Here is a 15,776-nt window from a genome sequence, read left to right as displayed (position 1 = left end):
TGTCCGTCGTCCGATCACAGGCAGCTGGGCCGAAGCCACCGAGCGTTACCCGGAACCTTCCGGAAGCCGACGTTCCGGGCCCTATGATGTGGTCATGAACCAGCAGGCTCCTGTTCCGGTCCCCACCACGGCGGCGCAAGACGCGCTGGCCGCCACCCTGGCGGCGCTGATGCCCCTGGGTGGCGGCCTGCTCGTGGCGCTCGGCTACGCCTGGCTCGACGTGTTCGGCCTGATCCTCGGCCTCGGCGGCGCCATCGGGTGGGCGTTCTGGTGGCGCAACAAGCACAAGACGTTCTTCCCGAAGGACCTGCGCGGTGGCTCGGTCGGCGGGATCGGTGCGCTGGTCGCGGTCATCATCGTGCTGCTGTTCATCTCGGTGTCCTGACCCCCCGAACACCGGTCAGATCCGCAGCAGTCCATCCGGTAGGGACGGCAGTGCCCACTTCGGATCCGGCGCCGCGTCGCAGTAGGTGCCGTCGAACGGGAACAAGCGCGCCTCGGCGAGCGCGATCATGCGCTCTCCCTCGGCCCGCAACTGCTTGAGGTGCCAGCGGTCGAACCGGCCTGCCGCCATCGCGGCGGCCAGTTCGTGCTCGTCCTTCCAGGACCACGTTCCGTCCGGGAACACCTCGACGTCCAGCACGCCGTCGACGCGCCGCACCCCGAGCTCGTCGCGCCCCAGCGGCACTTCGAGGTTGACGTACCAGTTGCGGAAGGTGCCGTCGGCTTCGAAGAACCACCACACCGACACCCAGCGGTGCTCGTAGACCAGCCGCAGCGTGGACGTGCCGCGCCAGGTGGACCTGGCGGGCACCCGCGGCCCGTTGAAGCGTTCGAACAGCGGCATTTCGCGGTACGAACGGCCGTCCGGCGATGTGGTGACCCGGATCGGCGTGCCGTCGAGGACCCAGCACAGCAGCTGGTCGCCGTCGTCGGCGACCACCCGTGCGGGGTGGACGGTGCCGAGGGAGCCGTCAAGCCGCCAGAAGCTGTAAAGCGCTTCCTCGCCGGGCAGCCAGATCGGCTGTTCGATTGGTTCCAGGGAAAGGTTGCCTGCACTCGCGTTCAGCATGACCCGCCTCATCTCCAGCGACGGGACACACCTCCCGTCGCCAAAGGACCGATAAAAACGACAACAAGCGTGGCAAGCATCGCAGAAATCGGCATGCTCATCGCAATTACGACAGACACGCCCATCCCCAGGCACGCCGCGCGCATCGGCCAGCCGCCCGCGTCCGCCAGCAGCAACCGCGCTCCGGCGTTGGCGAAGGCGTAGTGCACCAGCAGGCTGCACGCGGCGAAGGCCATCGCCGTCACCGGGTCGACCAGCAGCGCGACCGCGACCGCCGCGACACCGGCGCCGACGTCCAGCAGGTACGGAGTGCCCGCGCCGCTCCGGCGTCCCAACCCCCGGGGCAGATCGCCCTCCTGCACCAGGGCCAGCGCCGTCGACCGGATGGCTTCCAGCCCGGCCAGCAGCACCGGCAGCAGCGCGACCGCCGCGCCGACGCTGATCAGCGGCGCGAGCTCGGAGGCCGCGGCCGCGGTCAGCACATCGCGGATCGGCGTCGGCGACAGCGCCAGCCGGGACCAGCCGAGCTGGTGCACCAGCGCCGCCGTCACCACCGCGAGCACCGCGGTCAGCAGGACGAACGAGATCACCACACCGCGCTTGACCGCGGCCCACGGGACCCGGTCGCGCTCCTCGGCCGGGGCGGTCAGCCGCTCGAAGCCGAGGAAGGCGAAGAACAGCACGCCGGCCGCACCGGTGATGCCCACCGCGCTGTCGGCGGGCGAGGCACCGGTCGGCAGCGGCGGGACCGGGGCGATCGCGAAGCACGTGACGACCACCAGGCCCAGCACGGCGGCGGTCAGCGCCAGCCAGATCCAGGCCGCGGCACCGCGGATCCGCAGGCCGGTCGTCGCCGAGAGCACCACGAGCAGGATCGCCGCGGCAGCGACCAGCGGCCCGGAAGCGGGCAGGAAGAAGTCGCCGAGCACCCGGGCGACCGCGGCCATCGCGGCGATGTGCCCGGCCAGGTAGGCGCTGGCACCCACGCGCGCGGGCAGCACGCCCATGCGCCCGCGAACGCACGCGTAGACCGCTCCCGGGCCGCGGTAGGCCGCCGACTGGTACGCGGTCGCCGTCGCCGAGCAGACCGCGGCCAGCAGCGCGATCAGCAGCCCGAAGGGCGACCACATCCCGGCCGCGGCGGCCGCGGGCGCCGGGCCCACGAGCACACCGACGCCGAGCATCCCGCCGAGCGCCAGGGGAACCGCCCCGGCACCGGACGCGAGCCGACCGCTCGATTCAACCTGTTGGGCCACCCGACCACCCTTGCAGACGAACCCCGATGGTGCAGCCACCTGTCGGTTGACAGCCCGACGGCGCTGTGAGCCGGCGCAGGCGCACCACTGTCCTCGTCGGATTCCGGCCCGGCCGAGCACTACCACCGACCGGGCGATCCGGACAAGCCCCGAGGTTTCCGCCAGGCGAAACACGCCTGGAATCAACCCTCTAGAGTGCGAATGGACCCAATGCTGACACGGCAGCTTCAACGGAGGATGACCACGTGACGACCCCGAAACTCTCCCTCACCGACGCCGCGGTGACCAAGCTGGCCGTGGACGCGCTCATCGTCGGCACCGTGCAGGACACCGACGGCCTGCGGCTCGCGCCCGGTTCCGAGCAGGTCGCCGCGGCCTACGACGGCGACCTGCGGCAGGTGCTGACCTCGCTGGGCGCGACCGGGAAGGCCGACGAAGTCGTCAAGCTGCCCGCCGGTGGCAAGCTGCGCGCCCCGGTCCTGGTCGCGACCGGGCTGGGCAAGTCCGCGACCGGCGGGCCGACCGGCGAGCAGGTGCGCCGCGCTTCCGGTGCCGCCGCCCGCGCGCTGACCGGTGTGGAGCGCGCCGCCACCACGCTGTCCGCAGTGGACCTCTCCGCCGCGGTGCAGGGCACCGTGCTCGGTGCTTACGCCTTCACCGGGTACAAGTCGAAGTCCGGCGACGCCCCGGTGTCCGAAGTGGAGTTCGTGGTCGCCGACGCGAAGGCGGACAGCGCCCTGCACGCGCTCAAGGGCGCCACCGCGATCGGTGAAGCGGTCAACACCGCGCGCGACCTGATCAACACGCCGCCCAACGACCTGTTCCCGGCCTCCTTCGCCGAGCGCGCCACCGAGCTGGGCCGCGCCGTCGGCCTGGAGGTCGAGGTGCTCGACGACAACGCGCTGCGCAAGCAGGGCTTCGGCGGCATCCTCGGCGTCGGCGCCGGCTCGTCCCGGCCGCCGCGGCTGGTGCGCATGCGCCACAAGGGCCCGAAGGCGGCCAAGAAGGTCGCGCTGATCGGCAAGGGCATCACCTTCGACACCGGTGGCATCTCGATCAAGCCCGCGGCGGGCATGGAGGAGATGACCTCGGACATGTCCGGTGCGGCCTCGGTGGTGGCCACCATGGTGCTGGCCGCCCGGCTGAACTACCCGCTGGACATCACCGCGACCGTGCCGATGGCCGAGAACATGCCCTCCGGCACCGCCTACCGCCCCGGTGACGTGCTGACCATGTACGGCGGCAAGACCGTCGAGGTGCTCAACACCGACGCCGAGGGCCGGCTGATCCTGGTCGACGCGATCACCCGCGCCTGCGAGGACGAGCCGGACTACCTGATCGAGACCTCCACGCTGACCGGCGCGCAGGTGGTGGCGCTGGGCAAGCGCACGCCGGGCGTGATGGGCAGCGAGCAGTTCCGCGACCGGGTCGCGCGGCTGTCGCAGGCCGCGGGCGAGGGAGCCTGGCCGATGCCGCTGCCGGAGGAGCTGCGCGGCGACCTGGACTCCAAGCTCGCCGACCTGGCCAACATCACCGGCCACCGCTGGGGCGGCATGCTGGCGGCGGGCATCTTCCTGGAGGAGTTCGTCGCCGACGGCGTGGAGTGGGCGCACATCGACATCGCGGGCCCGGCGTACAACACCTCCGGCCCGTGGGGCTACACGCCCAAGGGCGGCACCGGCGTCCCGGTCCGCACCCTGGCCGCGGTCCTCGCCGACATCGCCGACCAGGGCTGAGCCCGGCGTTCCCCACCGCTGATGCTTCGGCAGCGGGGAACGCTTCAGCAGGTGATGGCCCGTGAGTGTTTCGCGGGGGGGTTGCACCCCTCAACGCACTCACGGGCCTGACCAGGCGAAACCGGCGCGCTCCGCGCTTCCCGTATCGCCCCACCCGGTGGCGTATTTGTGACGTAGGCCGCAAAGGGATCACCACAGCACCCCGCGGCGATGCAACGATGTGGCGATGACCGAATCGAAACCGGCCTCGCCGACGACGGCCCGGCACGGGTACCAGGTCGACGTGGTGTGGACCGGCAACACCGGCCAGGGCACCAGCTCCTACCGCAGCTACGAGCGCACCCACGAGGTGCGCGCGGACGGCAAGGACGCCATCGACGCCTCCGCGGACCCGGTCTTCCTCGGCGACGCGGACCGCTACAACCCCGAGGAACTGCTGGTCGCCTCGCTGTCGCAGTGCCACATGCTGTGGTTCCTGCACCTGGCGGCGGACAGCGGAGTGGTGGTCACCGGCTACCACGACCAGGCCCGCGGCTACCTCGCCGAGAACCCGGACGGCACCGGCCAGTTCGAGTCGGTCGAGCTCGCCCCGGTGGTGACGGTGTCCGATCGCGCCAGCATCGACGTGGCCGAGGCGCTGCACGAACGCGCGCACGAGCTCTGCTACATCGCCAAAGCGGTGAACTTCCCGGTCAACTGCACCCCGACCACCCGCATCGCGAACTGACCGGCCGCGCCGGGCGAGCTCACACCGGTCTTTCCGGTTCTGAACCGCAACCGCGAAGCCGCTCCGCGCCCAGCCCCGGCAGTGACCGCATGCGCCGCTAGGCGCATAACCCACCCTCGCAGCTCGCACCGCCGCGGGTTCTCAGACGTCGTCTGGCGAGGACAGCCCGTTCGCCGTGTATTGGACATACATCAGAACGGGCTCCCGCAGACCAGGCGGCGTCTGAGGTTCCGCCACCTGCACCGCCACGCAAAACGAGCGGGGAAACCCAGTTCAGCCGTCGGCGGAGCGGCGGTTCCGGTCGCGGAGGATCCGCTGGCGGGCCTGGTAGTCGCGCATCCGCTGCGGGTAGCCGACCTTGGCCACCTCGTACAGCGGGATGCCGAGCTTGCGGGTCAGCCGGTGCGCCGCGGCCGGGCCGTCCACCCGGCGCCGGGTCCACTCGCCGTCGTGCGCGATGAGCATCAGCGTCGTCTCGGTCACCGTCGTGCGCGGTTCGAGGTAGCCCTCCACGCCGTGGTGCTGCTCGGTCCAGCTGATCAAGTGCGCGGAATCGGCGGAATCGGCACCGCGCACCTCACCGGCGCGCCGCCTGCGGAAGCGGTCGAAGAGGCCCACCGCAACTCGCCTCCATTCAGGTGAAGGAAGAGCAGCCTGCTCCCGATGGTGCCATCACCGACATGGGGGACGGGTGAAAATCACCCACCCTCCACTGTGATCCGCCGAGATGCAGCACAGATCACCCGGCCCACGTCGCGTGAGCCTGTCGTGTGGTGACAAGATGGCTTGCAGGTGCTCGTGACCATCCGGTCCGGTGAAGTGCTGTCAGCGAGTCAACGAAGCCTGTCGAGGAGTGCGAAGTGACCGACACGTCCGCCGATCTAGTCATTCTCGGTGGCGGTTCGGGCGGCTACGCCTGCGCCTTCCGCGCAGCCGAGCTAGGCCTGTCCGTCGTCCTGGTGGAAAAGGACAAGCTCGGTGGGACCTGCCTGCACCGAGGCTGCATCCCGACCAAGGCGCTGCTGCACGCCGCGGAGGTCGCCGATTCCGCCCGCGACGCCGACCAGTTCGGCGTGAAGGCCGCCCTGGAGGGCGTCGACATCGACGGCGTCAACAAGTACAAGGACGGCATCGTCGCCGGCCTGTACAAGGGCCTGCAGGGCTTGGCCAAGGCGCACAAGGTCACCCTGGTCGAGGGCGCGGGCACGCTGGTCGACGCCAACACCGTCGAGGTCAACGGCACCCGCTACACCGGCAAGAACGTGGTGCTGGCCACCGGCTCCTACTCCAAGACGCTGCCCGGCCTGGAGCTGGGCGGGCGGGTCATCGCCAGCGAGCAGGCGCTGAACCTGGACTTCATCCCGAACAAGGTCGTGGTGCTCGGCGGCGGCGTGATCGGCGTCGAGTTCGCCAGCGTCTGGCGCTCGTTCGGCGCCGAGGTGACCATCGTCGAGGCGCTGCCGCACCTGGTGCCCAACGAGGACGAGTTCGTCTCCAAGCGCCTGGAGCGCGCCTTCCGCAAGCGCGGGATCAAGTTCAAGACCGGCGTCAAGTTCACCGGTGCCACCCAGACCGACGCCGGCGTCTCGGTCAGCCTGGAGAACGGCGAGACCTACGACGCGGACCTGCTGCTGGTCGCGGTCGGCCGCGGCCCGAACACCGCGGGCCACGGCTTCGAGGCCGCCGGGGTGAACGTGGAGCGCGGCTTCGTCCGCACCGACGAGCGCCTGCGCACCAACCTGCCGGGCGTCTACGCGGTCGGCGACATCGTGCCCGGCCTGCAGCTGGCGCACCGCGGCTTCCAGCAGGGCATCTTCATCGCCGAGGACATCGCCGGGCTCAACCCGCAGCCCATCGACGAGGCGGGCATCCCGCGCGTGACCTACTGCCACCCGGAGGTCGCCTCGGTGGGCCTGACCGAGGCCGCCGCCAAGGAGCAGTACGGCTCGGTGGAGACCTTCACCTACGACCTGGCGGGCAACGGCAAGAGCCAGATCCTCAAGACCCAGGGCGCGGTCAAGCTGGTCCGCGCGACCGACGGCCCCGTCGTCGGCCTGCACCTGGTCGGTGACCGCGTCGGTGAGCTCATCGGCGAGGCGCAGCTGATCTACAACTGGGAAGCTCTGCCGGAGGACGTGGCGCCGCTGGTGCACGCCCACCCCACCCAGACCGAAGCCCTGGGCGAGGCGCACCTCGCCCTGGCCGGCAAGCCGCTGCACGTGCACGGCTGACGTCGGCTCCGCAGTCAGCCAAGCACCCCGCCACACCACGAGGAGTCAGCAAGAGATGGCCTTCTCCGTTCAGATGCCGGCACTAGGCGAGAGCGTCACCGAGGGAACGATCACCCGGTGGCTCAAGCAGGAGGGCGAGACCGTCGAGGTCGACGAACCCCTGCTGGAGGTCTCCACCGACAAGGTCGACACCGAGATCCCGTCCCCCGCCGCCGGCGTGCTGCAGCGCATCATCGCTCAGGAGGACGACACCGTCGAGATCGGCGCCGAGCTCGCCGTGATCGGTGACGCCGGCTCGGCCCCGGCCCCCGCCGAGCCCGCCGCCCCGGCCGCCGCCGAGCAGCCCGCGCCCGCCGCCGAGCAGCCCGCCCCCGCCGCGCCCGCCGCCGAGCAGCCCGCCCCCGCCGCGCCCGCGCCTGCCCCCGAGGCTCCGGCCCCGGCCGCTCCGGCCGGTGGCGCGCAGGGCACCGACGTGAACATGCCCGCGCTCGGCGAGAGCGTCGCCGAGGGCACCGTGACCCGGTGGCTCAAGCAGGTCGGCGACAGCGTCGAGGTCGACGAGCCGCTGCTGGAGGTCTCCACCGACAAGGTGGACACCGAGATCCCGTCGCCGGTGGCGGGCACCCTGCTGGAGATCGCCGCCAACGAGGACGACACCGTCGAGGTCGGCGCCAAGCTCGCCGTGATCGGCGCGGCCGGCGCGGCTCCCGCCGCTGCCCCGGCTCCGCCGGCCCCCGAGCCCCAGGCCGCCGCTCCCGCGGCTCCGGCGCCCGCCCCGGCTCCGGCTCCGGCCGCTCCGCCGGCCGCTCCGTCCGCTCCCGCCCCGGCTCCCGCCGAGGCCGCGCCCGCCGGTGCCACGCCCTACGTGACGCCGCTGGTGCGGAAGCTGGCCAACGAGCACAACATCGACCTGTCCGCGATCAAGGGCAGCGGTGTCGGCGGCCGGATCCGCAAGCAGGACGTGCAGGCCGCGATCGACGCCAAGAAGTCCGCCCCGGCGCAGACCGCCGCTCCGGCCGCGGCGCCGAGCGCTTCGCTGGTGGAGCCGTCGGAGGAGGCCCAGGCGCTGCGCGGCACCACGCAGAAGATGTCGCGCCTGCGGCAGCTGCTGGCCCGCCGCATGGTGGAGTCGCTGCAGACCGCCGCGCAGCTGACCACGGTGATCGAGGTCGACGTGACCCGCATCGCCCGGCTGCGGGACCGCGCCAAGGCGAACTTCGAGGCCGCCGAGGGCGTCAAGCTGTCGTTCCTGCCGTTCTTCGCGAAGGCGGCGGCCGAGGCGCTGAAGCTGCACCCGAAGCTGAACGCCTCGATCAACGACGACACCAAGGAAGTGACCTACCACGGTGCCGAGCACCTGTCGGTCGCGGTGGACACCGAGCGCGGCCTGGTCTCGCCGGTGATCCACGACGCCGGGGACCTCAACCTCGGCGGGCTGGCCCGCAAGATCGCCGACCTGGCGGCGCGGACCCGCAACAACAAGATCAAGCCCGACGAGCTGTCCGGTGGCACCTTCACGATCACCAACACTGGTAGCCGCGGCGCGCTGTTCGACACGCCGATCCTGAACCCGCCGCAGGTGGGCATGCTCGGCACGGGCGCGGTCGTCAAGCGGCCGGTCGTGGTCGCCGACGAGAACGGCGGGGACACCATCGCGATCCGCTCGATGGTGTACCTGGCGCTGTCCTACGACCACCGCCTGGTGGACGGCGCGGACGCCGCCCGCTTCCTGGCCACGCTCAAGCAGCGGCTGGAGGAAGGCGCCTTCGAGGCCGACCTCGGTCTCTGAGCCGACCAGCTGCGAACGGCCGTCCACCGCTGCGGTGGGCGGCCGTTCGCCGTTGTGCCGAAGAGCTCGCCTCGGGCCCGCGGGTGCGGGACGATTCCGGGCATGCGCGTGGTTGTCGCCGGCTCGTCCGGCTTGATCGGCACGTCCCTGGTCGCCTCGCTGCGGGCGGCCGAGCACGAGGTGGTCCGGCTGGTCCGGCGTCGGCCCGCCGCGCCGGACGAGCGGGGCTGGGACCCCGAGTCCGGGCGGCTCGACGCCGATGCGCTGGAGGGCGCGGACGCGGTGGTGAACCTGTCCGGCGCGGGCATCGGCGACAAGCGGTGGACACCTGAGCGCAAGCGGCTGCTGGTGCGCTCCAGGGTCCGCGCCACGGAGGTGCTGGCCGCGGCGGTGGCCGAGTCCGGGGTGCCGGTGCTCGCCAACGCTTCGGCGGTGGGCTACTACGGCGACACCGGGCCGAAGCCGGTGACCGAGGCGGCGTCACCGGGCGATGACTTCCTCGCCGAGCTCTGCCGCCGCTGGGAGGCGGCGACCGAGCCCGCGGCGGCGGCCGGTGTCCGCGTGGTGCTGCTGCGCACCGGCCTGGTCCTCGCCCCGTCCGGCGGGCTGCTCGGTCGGCTGCGCCCGCTGTTCTCGCTGCTGCTGGGCGGCAGGCTGGGCGACGGCAGGCAGTACATGCCGTGGATCTCGCTGGACGACGAGGTCGCCGCGATCCGGTTCGTGCTGGAGCACCCCGAGATCTCCGGCCCGGTCAACCTCACCGGCCCCGGCCCGGTGACCAACGCGCAGTTCACCAAGGCGCTGGCGGAGGCGGTGGGCCGCCCCGCGCCGTGGATCGTGCCGGGCTTCGCGCTGCGCATCGTGCTCGGCGAGCTGGCCGACCAGGCGCTCGTCGGCCAGCGAGCGGTGCCGACCGTCCTGGAGTCGCACGGCTTCACCTTCCAGCACCCGTCGATCAGCTCGGCGCTGGCCGCCGCCGTCGGCTGAGCCCTCTTCGGCTCCGTTTCCGCTGGTCGTCACCCGTGAGTACTTTGGGGTGCTATGACACCCCGAAACGCGCACGGGACCTGACCAGCGGAAACGGAGCCACCGAAGCCTTCGGGCCGGGCCGGCAGGTGCAGGCGTAGCCTGACGCGCGTGAGTCGTGCGAATTCTTCGTGCCGCGCCTCCACGGAGCCCGTGGAAGTGCGCCACCTGGGAACCATCGATTACCTCTCCGCCTGGGACCTGCAGCGCGAGCTGGCGTCCGGCCGGGCCGAGGGGCGGAACCCGGACACCATGCTGCTGCTGGAGCACCCGTCGGTCTACACCGCGGGCAAGCGCACCTCGCCGGAGGACCGTCCCACCGACGGCACCCCGGTCATCGACGTCGATCGCGGCGGCAAGATCACCTGGCACGGGCCGGGGCAGATCGTCGGCTACCCGATCCTGCAGCTGGTCGACCCGATCGACGTGGTCGACTACGTGCGGCGGATCGAGGAGGGCCTGATCTGGGTGTGCGATCAGTTCGGGCTGCAGGCAGGCCGGGTCGAGGGCCGCAGCGGTGTCTGGCTGCCCGCGGCCGACGGCAAGCCGGAGCGCAAGATCGCGGCGATCGGGATCCGCGTGCAGCGCGGCATCACGATGCACGGCCTGGAGCTGAACTGCAACGCCGACCTGAGCGAGTTCGACCGGATCGTCCCGTGCGGCATCGCCGATGCGGGCACCACCTCGCTGACCGCCGAGCTCGGCAGGGACGTGTCGACCGAGGAGGCGTTCCCGCTGGTCCGTCGCGGTGTGCTGGACGCGCTGGACGGCCTGCTGCCGGTCACCGAGCGGGACATCCCGCGTCCGGAGGCGGCCGGTGTGACGCTGTCGCTGGACCCGAGCCTGCGCTGAGCACCTGACAACTCGTCGATGGTCGCGCCTCGGGTGGTCGCTCGGTGGAACCTGGGTGCTTGCCTGGACCGCGGGCGCCCCTCCTGATGTGCGACCAATGCACGGGAGAGGGGCCGCCCTCGCCAGGAAACCACCCAGAACCCGCCGGTGGCCGCCGTGCGTGCGCTGCCACCGCTTATCAGGCGCGGACGGCTTCGCCGACAGACCTGACAACCGCACTCCACTTCTCTAGAATTCCGTAATTACGGACTACTGGAGGAGTGGAGCATGCTGCTGTCCCGCCGTCACCTGCTCGTCACCGCCGCCGCGGTGTCGCCGCTGCTGCTCGCGCCGAGCGCGCTGGCCCAGCCCGCGCCCGCCCCGCCGGATCTGTCGACCCCGGAGGGCTGGCTGGCCTGGATCAGCGCGCACCGCGACCGGCTCGGCCTGGTCCTCGACGACGGTCGCGGGAACCACCTGCAGCACCGGCCGCACGCCGCGCAGCCGCTGGCCTCGGCGGTCAAGGTCGTGCACCTCGCCGCCTACGCGACCGCGGTCGCCGGCGGCAGGCTGGATCCCGCGGAGCAGGTCCGCGTCGGCGACTGGGAGCGCTTCTACGTGCCGACCGACGGGTTCGCGCACGTCAACGCCCTCCAGCACCTGGGCATCCCCACCGACCCGACCGGCCTGCGCGCGGCCGATCCCGAGCACCGCGTGGCGCTGGACGACGTGGTCTCGGCGATGATCACCTTCAGCGACAGCGCCGCCCCGGACTTCATCCGCGACCGGCTCGGCGAACCAGCGCTGCGCAAGGCAGCGGCGGCGGGCGGCTGGCACCGCCCCGACATCCGCTCGATGTGCGCGGAATACCTGTTCCTGCTCCCGGAGTTCGCGCCGCCCGCCCAGCTGCCGACACCGGCCCGCCGCGCCTGGGGATACCGGCTGGAGCGCCGCTTCAGCACCGACGCCGCCCTGCGCGAGCAGGTGGTGGACCGGCTCCTGCAGGACGGCCTGCCGCCGCACGAGCACCAGCTGTCCTGGGCCGACCGGACGATGTCGTCGACCGCGGCGGAGCTGGCCGCGCTGCACCGCGCCATCGCCACCGACGACTTCCCGAGCGAGGCCGCGGCCGTGGCGCGCGAGCACCTGGAACGCCCGCTCAGCGGTCACCTGCCGCCGGGGGTGGTCGGGATCGGCCTGAAGGGCGGCAGCCTGCCCGGCGTCCTGACCTGCGGGCTCACCGTCCGCCGCGCGGACGGCACCACGGCTTCCGGGGCGCTGCTCGCGCACGGCGACATCTCGCCGGAGCAGCTCGGCAACGGCGATCCCGGACTCCCGCTGCTGCTGGCGATGCAGCAGCCGGAATGGCGGGACCGGCTTGCGCGGGCGCTGGGGGTCTGAGGGAAGCTCATCGGCGTGGACTCGGAGGACTTGCAGCAGCGGCTGGAGGCGCTCGAACGGCGCGTCGCGGCGCTGGAGGGCGCGCAACGCGCCGAACCGGTCGAACCCAGCGGCTCGGTCGTGCAGTACCAGGGCAGCCTCGTGGAACCGGCCGCGCTGGAGTGGCGCATCCACGTCGATCCGGCCTGGGTCCTCACCATGCCCGACGGCCCGCGCACCGACGTGCTCGCCGCGCTGGGCCACCCGGCCAGGGCGGCGATCGTGCGGCTGCTCGCGAGCTCCGGCGCCCAGCACACCGCAGCGCTGCAGGAAGCGGCGGGCCTGAGCTCCACCGGCCAGCTCTACCACCACCTCAAGAGCCTGACCGGCTGCGGGCTCGTGGAGCAGGACAAGCGCGGCACCTACCGCCTCCGCGCCGAGGCGACGGTGCCCGCGCTGATCCTGCTCACCGCCGCCTCCGACATCGCAGGCCAGCTCCGCCCCTGAAGGACGGTCTCCGCGGCGGATGCGCGGGCTGCCCCTTCCGCGGGCAGCCCGCTCGGCGCTCAGAGCTGGGGCGCGACCGCGTTGGCGACCAGGTCCAGGTGATCGAGGTCGGAGAGGTCCAGCACCTGCAGGTACAGCCGGCTGATGCCGGTGCGCTCGCGCCAGGCGCCGATCTTGTCGACGGCCTCGGCAGGCGTTCCGGCCAGCCCGTTGAGCCGCAGCTCCTCGACCTCGCGGCCGATGGCCCCGGCGCGGCGGGCGATCTCCTGCTCGTCCTTGCCCACGCACAGCACCAGCGCCGCCGAGCGCACGATCTCGCCGGCGTCGCGGCCGATCGCCTCGCACGCCGCGTCGACCCGCCCGAACTGCGCGGCGGCGGTGTCGACGTCGACGAAGGGCAGGTTGAACTCGTCGGCGAAGCGCGCGGCGAGTTCCGGCGTGCGCTTCTTGCCCAGGCCGCCGATCAGCACCGGCGGTCGCGGCTGCTGCACCGGCTTGGGCAGCGCTGGCGATTCGGCCAGCTGGTAGTGCGCGCCGTCGAACCGGAAGTGCTCGCCGGTCGGGGTGGCCCACAGCCCGGTGATGATCTCCAACTGCTCGGCGTAGCGGTCGAAGCGCTCCTTCAACGAGGGGAACGGGATGCCGTAGGCGGTGTGCTCCTCCTCGTACCAGCCGCTGCCGAGGCCCAGCTCGACGCGCCCGCCGGACATCTGGTCCACCTGCGCCACGGCGATCGCCAGCGGACCGGGCAGCCGGAAGGTGCCCGCGGTCATCAGCGTGCCCAGCCGCAGCCTGCTGGTCTCGCGGGCCAGCCCGGCCAGCGTCACCCAGGCGTCGGTCGGGCCGGGTTCCCCGGTCACCGGCCCCATCTTCAGGTAGTGGTCGGAGCGGAAGAACGCGTCGTAGCCGGTGGCCTCCGCGTGCTTGGCGACCCGCAGCAGGTCGTCGTAGGTCGCGCCCTGCTGGGGTTCGGTGAAGATCCGCAACTTGAAGTTCTCGGTCACGGGTCCCGAGGCTAATGGGGCGTCTTCGCGACCGCCGCGCGCCTCGTTCAGCGGGTGCGCAGGCCTTCCAGCACCCGCGCGACGCAGGCCTCGACGTCGGCCTTGACCTGCTCCGGCGAGTCGGACCCGGCGATCGCGGTCGCGCCCGCCGACAGCGATCCGAACACCACGCGGGCCAGCGCGTCGACCGGCAGCGGGTCGATCGCACCCGACTCGACCAGTCCGGCGACCACGGCGCGGACCACGCCGAAGGTGTGGGTCTCCTCGGCGGAGCGCCAGCGCTCCCAGCCCATCACCGCGGGCCCGTCGCGCACGACGATGCGCTGGTAGGACGGCTCCAGGCAGACGTCCAGGAAGGCGCTCAGCCCGGACCAGGTGGCCTCCCACCGGTCGCCGGTCTCCGACAGCACCCCGGCCAGCCGGGCGACCACGTTCGTCTCCACCGCGTCGAAGGCGGCCTCGAACAGCGCCTGCTTGCCGCCGAAGTGGTGGTAGAGCGCGCCCTTGGTGACCCTGGCGCGCTTGGCTATCTCCTCCAGCGAGGTGCCCGCGTAGCCGTGCTCGGTGAACAGCTCAACGGCGGAGTCCACCAGCGCTTGCCGGGTGGACTCGGAGTACTCCAGACGTCGAGGTCGAGCTGTCGCCATGCTCACAACCCTAGGTCATACCGACGGTACGGAGCCGTGCTACCCTCGGTACACCAACATACTCTCGGTATGCCGCACACCTGGGGTATCCCCCGGGTCCGACCCCGGAGAGCGCACATGAGTTGGCACGACTTCCACCAGCGGCAACGCGCGATCGCGGCGGTTCTCGACAGCGCGCGCCAGAACCCGGCACAGGCCCTCGACCAGGTGCCCGCGCCCTTCTCCGACGCCACCGAGCTGCTGCGCGCCCTGCAGCACAAGTGGACCCAGCAGCTGATCGGGCGGGTCGACGTGGCGCTCACCGAGACCGGTGACGCCGCGGACGGCGACCGGATCCAGGCGGTCACCGAGGCCTGGCGCACCACGGCGGCGGCGAATCCGGTGCTCCGCGATCTGCTCGACCGCAACCAGGCCGACCCGGTGCTGCGCGGCGACGCCGCCCGCGAGCACCGCATGCTCGCGCTGGCCAGCGGCCTGGCCGAGCCCGCCGAACCGGATGCGGAGGTCGTCCGCGTCGGGCAGGCTTTCCTCCAGCTGCTCAGGGCCACCGGCGTCGAGTCGAGCAGGACCTGCCTGCTGTCCCTGCACTGAGCCTCTTCATCTTGGCGATACCGCGATCGCGAGGCCCGAAGCCGCACGTCGATGGGCTGCCGCAGGCTCATAATCCGCCCTCGCAACCGGCACCGCCGCGGGTTCTCAGAGGTCGCCTGGCGAGGACAGCCCGCGCAGCCAGACGGCCGCTGAGGTTCCGCCACGCAAGACGAGCCTGGAACCACCGCCCAGGACTCAGCAGCGCTGCCGCAACCACTCCCGGGTCTCGGCGTCGACCGGCGCCTGCACCAGCAGCGTCGCGGTGTCGTCCGGCCGGAGCAGCGAGCACTCGAAGCGCAGCCGCGCGTCGTCGGCGAGGACGGTGACCGGCCAGCTGCCGAACTCGCGCACCGCCCGGCAGCTCCACCAGTGCGCCAGCTCGGGCCGCAGCTCCCGCAACCCCGCCACCACGTCCTCGGCGGGGAACCGGTCCGCTCGCGCGCGGAACCGCAGGAACAGCTCGTAGAGGAACTGCTCCTCCGGCACCAGCAACGACTCCAGCCGGGCGCTGCCCGCCAGGCTCAGCAGCAGGTTCGGCCGGCCCGTCGGCGCCGGTTCCGGCCACACCGCGGCATGAGCGGCGTTGCCCGCCAGCACGTCGAAGCGCTGGTCCAGCAGCAGCGCGGGCGTCAGCGGCCAGTTGTCCAGCAGCGGGCGCAGTCGCGCCACCAGCCCGTCGTCGGCCACGCCATCGGCCGCGTAGCCGCCGAGCGCGAGCAGGTGCCTGCGCTCCTCGTGCGTCATCCGCATCGTTCGCGCGAGCGCCTCCAGGACCTCCCGCGAAGTCTGCACGCGGCCCTGCTCCAGCCACGCGTACCAGGCCAGGCCCACGCCGGACTCCGACGCGATCTCCTCCCGGCGCAGTCCCGGTGTCCGGCGCCGCCCGCGCACCGCGATGCCGAAGTCCGCCGGATCGAGCCGTTCCCGGCTGGCCCGCAGGAACGCACCGAGCTCCCGACGTCGCAGATCGCCGCTCATC

Annotated in this window: 16 protein-coding genes; 10 read left to right on the top strand and 6 right to left on the bottom strand. The window is 72.2% G+C overall.

Annotated elements, in window-relative coordinates:
- The first annotated feature begins 94 nt into the window (after window positions 1-94).
- Complete coding sequence (locus C4T78_RS22985; protein ID WP_093158948.1) at window positions 95-385, top strand: hypothetical protein; 291 nt, start codon at window positions 95-97, stop codon at window positions 383-385.
- Between the two features lie 15 nt (window positions 386-400).
- Here the strand turns inward: C4T78_RS22985 and C4T78_RS22980 are convergent, their stop codons facing one another.
- A complete protein-coding gene (locus C4T78_RS22980) occupies window positions 401-1,072 on the bottom strand; it encodes a ribonuclease FAU-1 family protein (RefSeq protein WP_093357869.1) in 672 nt (223 codons plus the stop codon).
- 8 nt (window positions 1,073-1,080) lie between these two features.
- Window positions 1,081-2,328 carry an APC family permease gene (locus C4T78_RS22975; protein WP_093357868.1) on the bottom strand — a complete coding sequence of 416 codons (1,248 nt, stop codon included), beginning with the start codon at window positions 2,326-2,328 and terminating at the stop codon, window positions 1,081-1,083.
- Between the two features lie 245 nt (window positions 2,329-2,573).
- Here C4T78_RS22975 and C4T78_RS22970 point away from each other — a divergent pair, with 245 nt between their 5' ends.
- Together C4T78_RS22970 and C4T78_RS22965 are read left to right on the top strand one after the other, a co-directional pair.
- Window positions 2,574-4,064 carry a leucyl aminopeptidase gene (locus tag C4T78_RS22970; protein WP_093357867.1) on the top strand — a complete coding sequence of 497 codons (1,491 nt, stop codon included), beginning with the start codon at window positions 2,574-2,576 and terminating at the stop codon, window positions 4,062-4,064.
- 226 nt (window positions 4,065-4,290) lie between these two features.
- Window positions 4,291-4,791: an OsmC family protein gene (locus C4T78_RS22965; protein WP_093158958.1), complete on the top strand. Its 501-nt coding sequence runs from the start codon at window positions 4,291-4,293 to the stop codon at window positions 4,789-4,791.
- 273 nt (window positions 4,792-5,064) lie between these two features.
- Here the strand turns inward: C4T78_RS22965 and C4T78_RS22960 are convergent, their stop codons facing one another.
- Entirely contained in the window at window positions 5,065-5,409 is a 345-nt protein-coding gene (locus C4T78_RS22960) for an oxidoreductase (protein WP_093357866.1), read from the bottom strand.
- 242 nt (window positions 5,410-5,651) lie between these two features.
- On the opposite strand from C4T78_RS22960, the gene lpdA reads away from it, so the two are divergent.
- The 6 genes from lpdA (at window position 5,652) to C4T78_RS22930 (ending at window position 12,555) form a co-directional block, all read left to right on the top strand.
- The gene (lpdA, locus tag C4T78_RS22955; RefSeq protein ID WP_093357865.1) at window positions 5,652-7,022 is read left to right on the top strand and encodes a dihydrolipoyl dehydrogenase; all 1,371 of its coding nucleotides are present in this window, start codon (window positions 5,652-5,654) and stop codon (window positions 7,020-7,022) included.
- A 55-nt stretch (window positions 7,023-7,077) separates the two neighbouring features.
- Window positions 7,078-8,811 carry a 2-oxoglutarate dehydrogenase, E2 component, dihydrolipoamide succinyltransferase gene (sucB, locus tag C4T78_RS22950; protein ID WP_093357864.1) on the top strand — a complete coding sequence of 578 codons (1,734 nt, stop codon included), beginning with the start codon at window positions 7,078-7,080 and terminating at the stop codon, window positions 8,809-8,811.
- 102 nt (window positions 8,812-8,913) lie between these two features.
- The gene (locus C4T78_RS22945; RefSeq protein ID WP_093357863.1) at window positions 8,914-9,798 is read left to right on the top strand and encodes a TIGR01777 family oxidoreductase; all 885 of its coding nucleotides are present in this window, start codon (window positions 8,914-8,916) and stop codon (window positions 9,796-9,798) included.
- Between the two features lie 150 nt (window positions 9,799-9,948).
- Window positions 9,949-10,689, top strand: coding sequence for a lipoyl(octanoyl) transferase LipB (gene lipB / locus C4T78_RS22940; protein WP_093357862.1), 741 nt, complete (start codon window positions 9,949-9,951; stop codon window positions 10,687-10,689).
- 267 nt (window positions 10,690-10,956) lie between these two features.
- Window positions 10,957-12,069, top strand: coding sequence for a serine hydrolase (locus tag C4T78_RS22935; protein WP_093357861.1), 1,113 nt, complete (start codon window positions 10,957-10,959; stop codon window positions 12,067-12,069).
- A 15-nt stretch (window positions 12,070-12,084) separates the two neighbouring features.
- Window positions 12,085-12,555, top strand: a complete 471-nt coding sequence (locus C4T78_RS22930; protein WP_093357860.1) for an ArsR/SmtB family transcription factor — start codon at window positions 12,085-12,087, stop codon at window positions 12,553-12,555.
- Between the two features lie 59 nt (window positions 12,556-12,614).
- Here the strand turns inward: C4T78_RS22930 and C4T78_RS22925 are convergent, their stop codons facing one another.
- Together C4T78_RS22925 and C4T78_RS22920 are read right to left on the bottom strand one after the other, a co-directional pair.
- Window positions 12,615-13,559, bottom strand: coding sequence for an LLM class F420-dependent oxidoreductase (locus C4T78_RS22925; protein WP_093357859.1), 945 nt, complete (start codon window positions 13,557-13,559; stop codon window positions 12,615-12,617).
- Between the two features lie 47 nt (window positions 13,560-13,606).
- The gene (locus C4T78_RS22920) at window positions 13,607-14,206 is read right to left on the bottom strand and encodes a TetR/AcrR family transcriptional regulator (RefSeq protein WP_093158980.1); all 600 of its coding nucleotides are present in this window, start codon (window positions 14,204-14,206) and stop codon (window positions 13,607-13,609) included.
- Between the two features lie 117 nt (window positions 14,207-14,323).
- Between C4T78_RS22920 and C4T78_RS22915 the strand changes: the two genes are divergently transcribed.
- Entirely contained in the window at window positions 14,324-14,797 is a 474-nt protein-coding gene (locus tag C4T78_RS22915) for a hypothetical protein (RefSeq protein WP_093357858.1), read from the top strand.
- Window positions 14,798-14,992: 195 nt separating this feature from the next.
- Here the strand turns inward: C4T78_RS22915 and C4T78_RS22910 are convergent, their stop codons facing one another.
- A complete protein-coding gene (locus C4T78_RS22910; protein ID WP_093357857.1) occupies window positions 14,993-15,775 on the bottom strand; it encodes an MmyB family transcriptional regulator in 783 nt (260 codons plus the stop codon).
- Window position 15,776 lies beyond the last annotated feature (1 nt).

Source organism: Saccharopolyspora kobensis (assembly GCF_900108315.1).
Classification (GTDB): Bacteria; Actinomycetota; Actinomycetes; order Mycobacteriales; family Pseudonocardiaceae; genus Saccharopolyspora; species Saccharopolyspora kobensis.
This window is presented reverse-complemented; position numbering and strand designations above follow the sequence as displayed.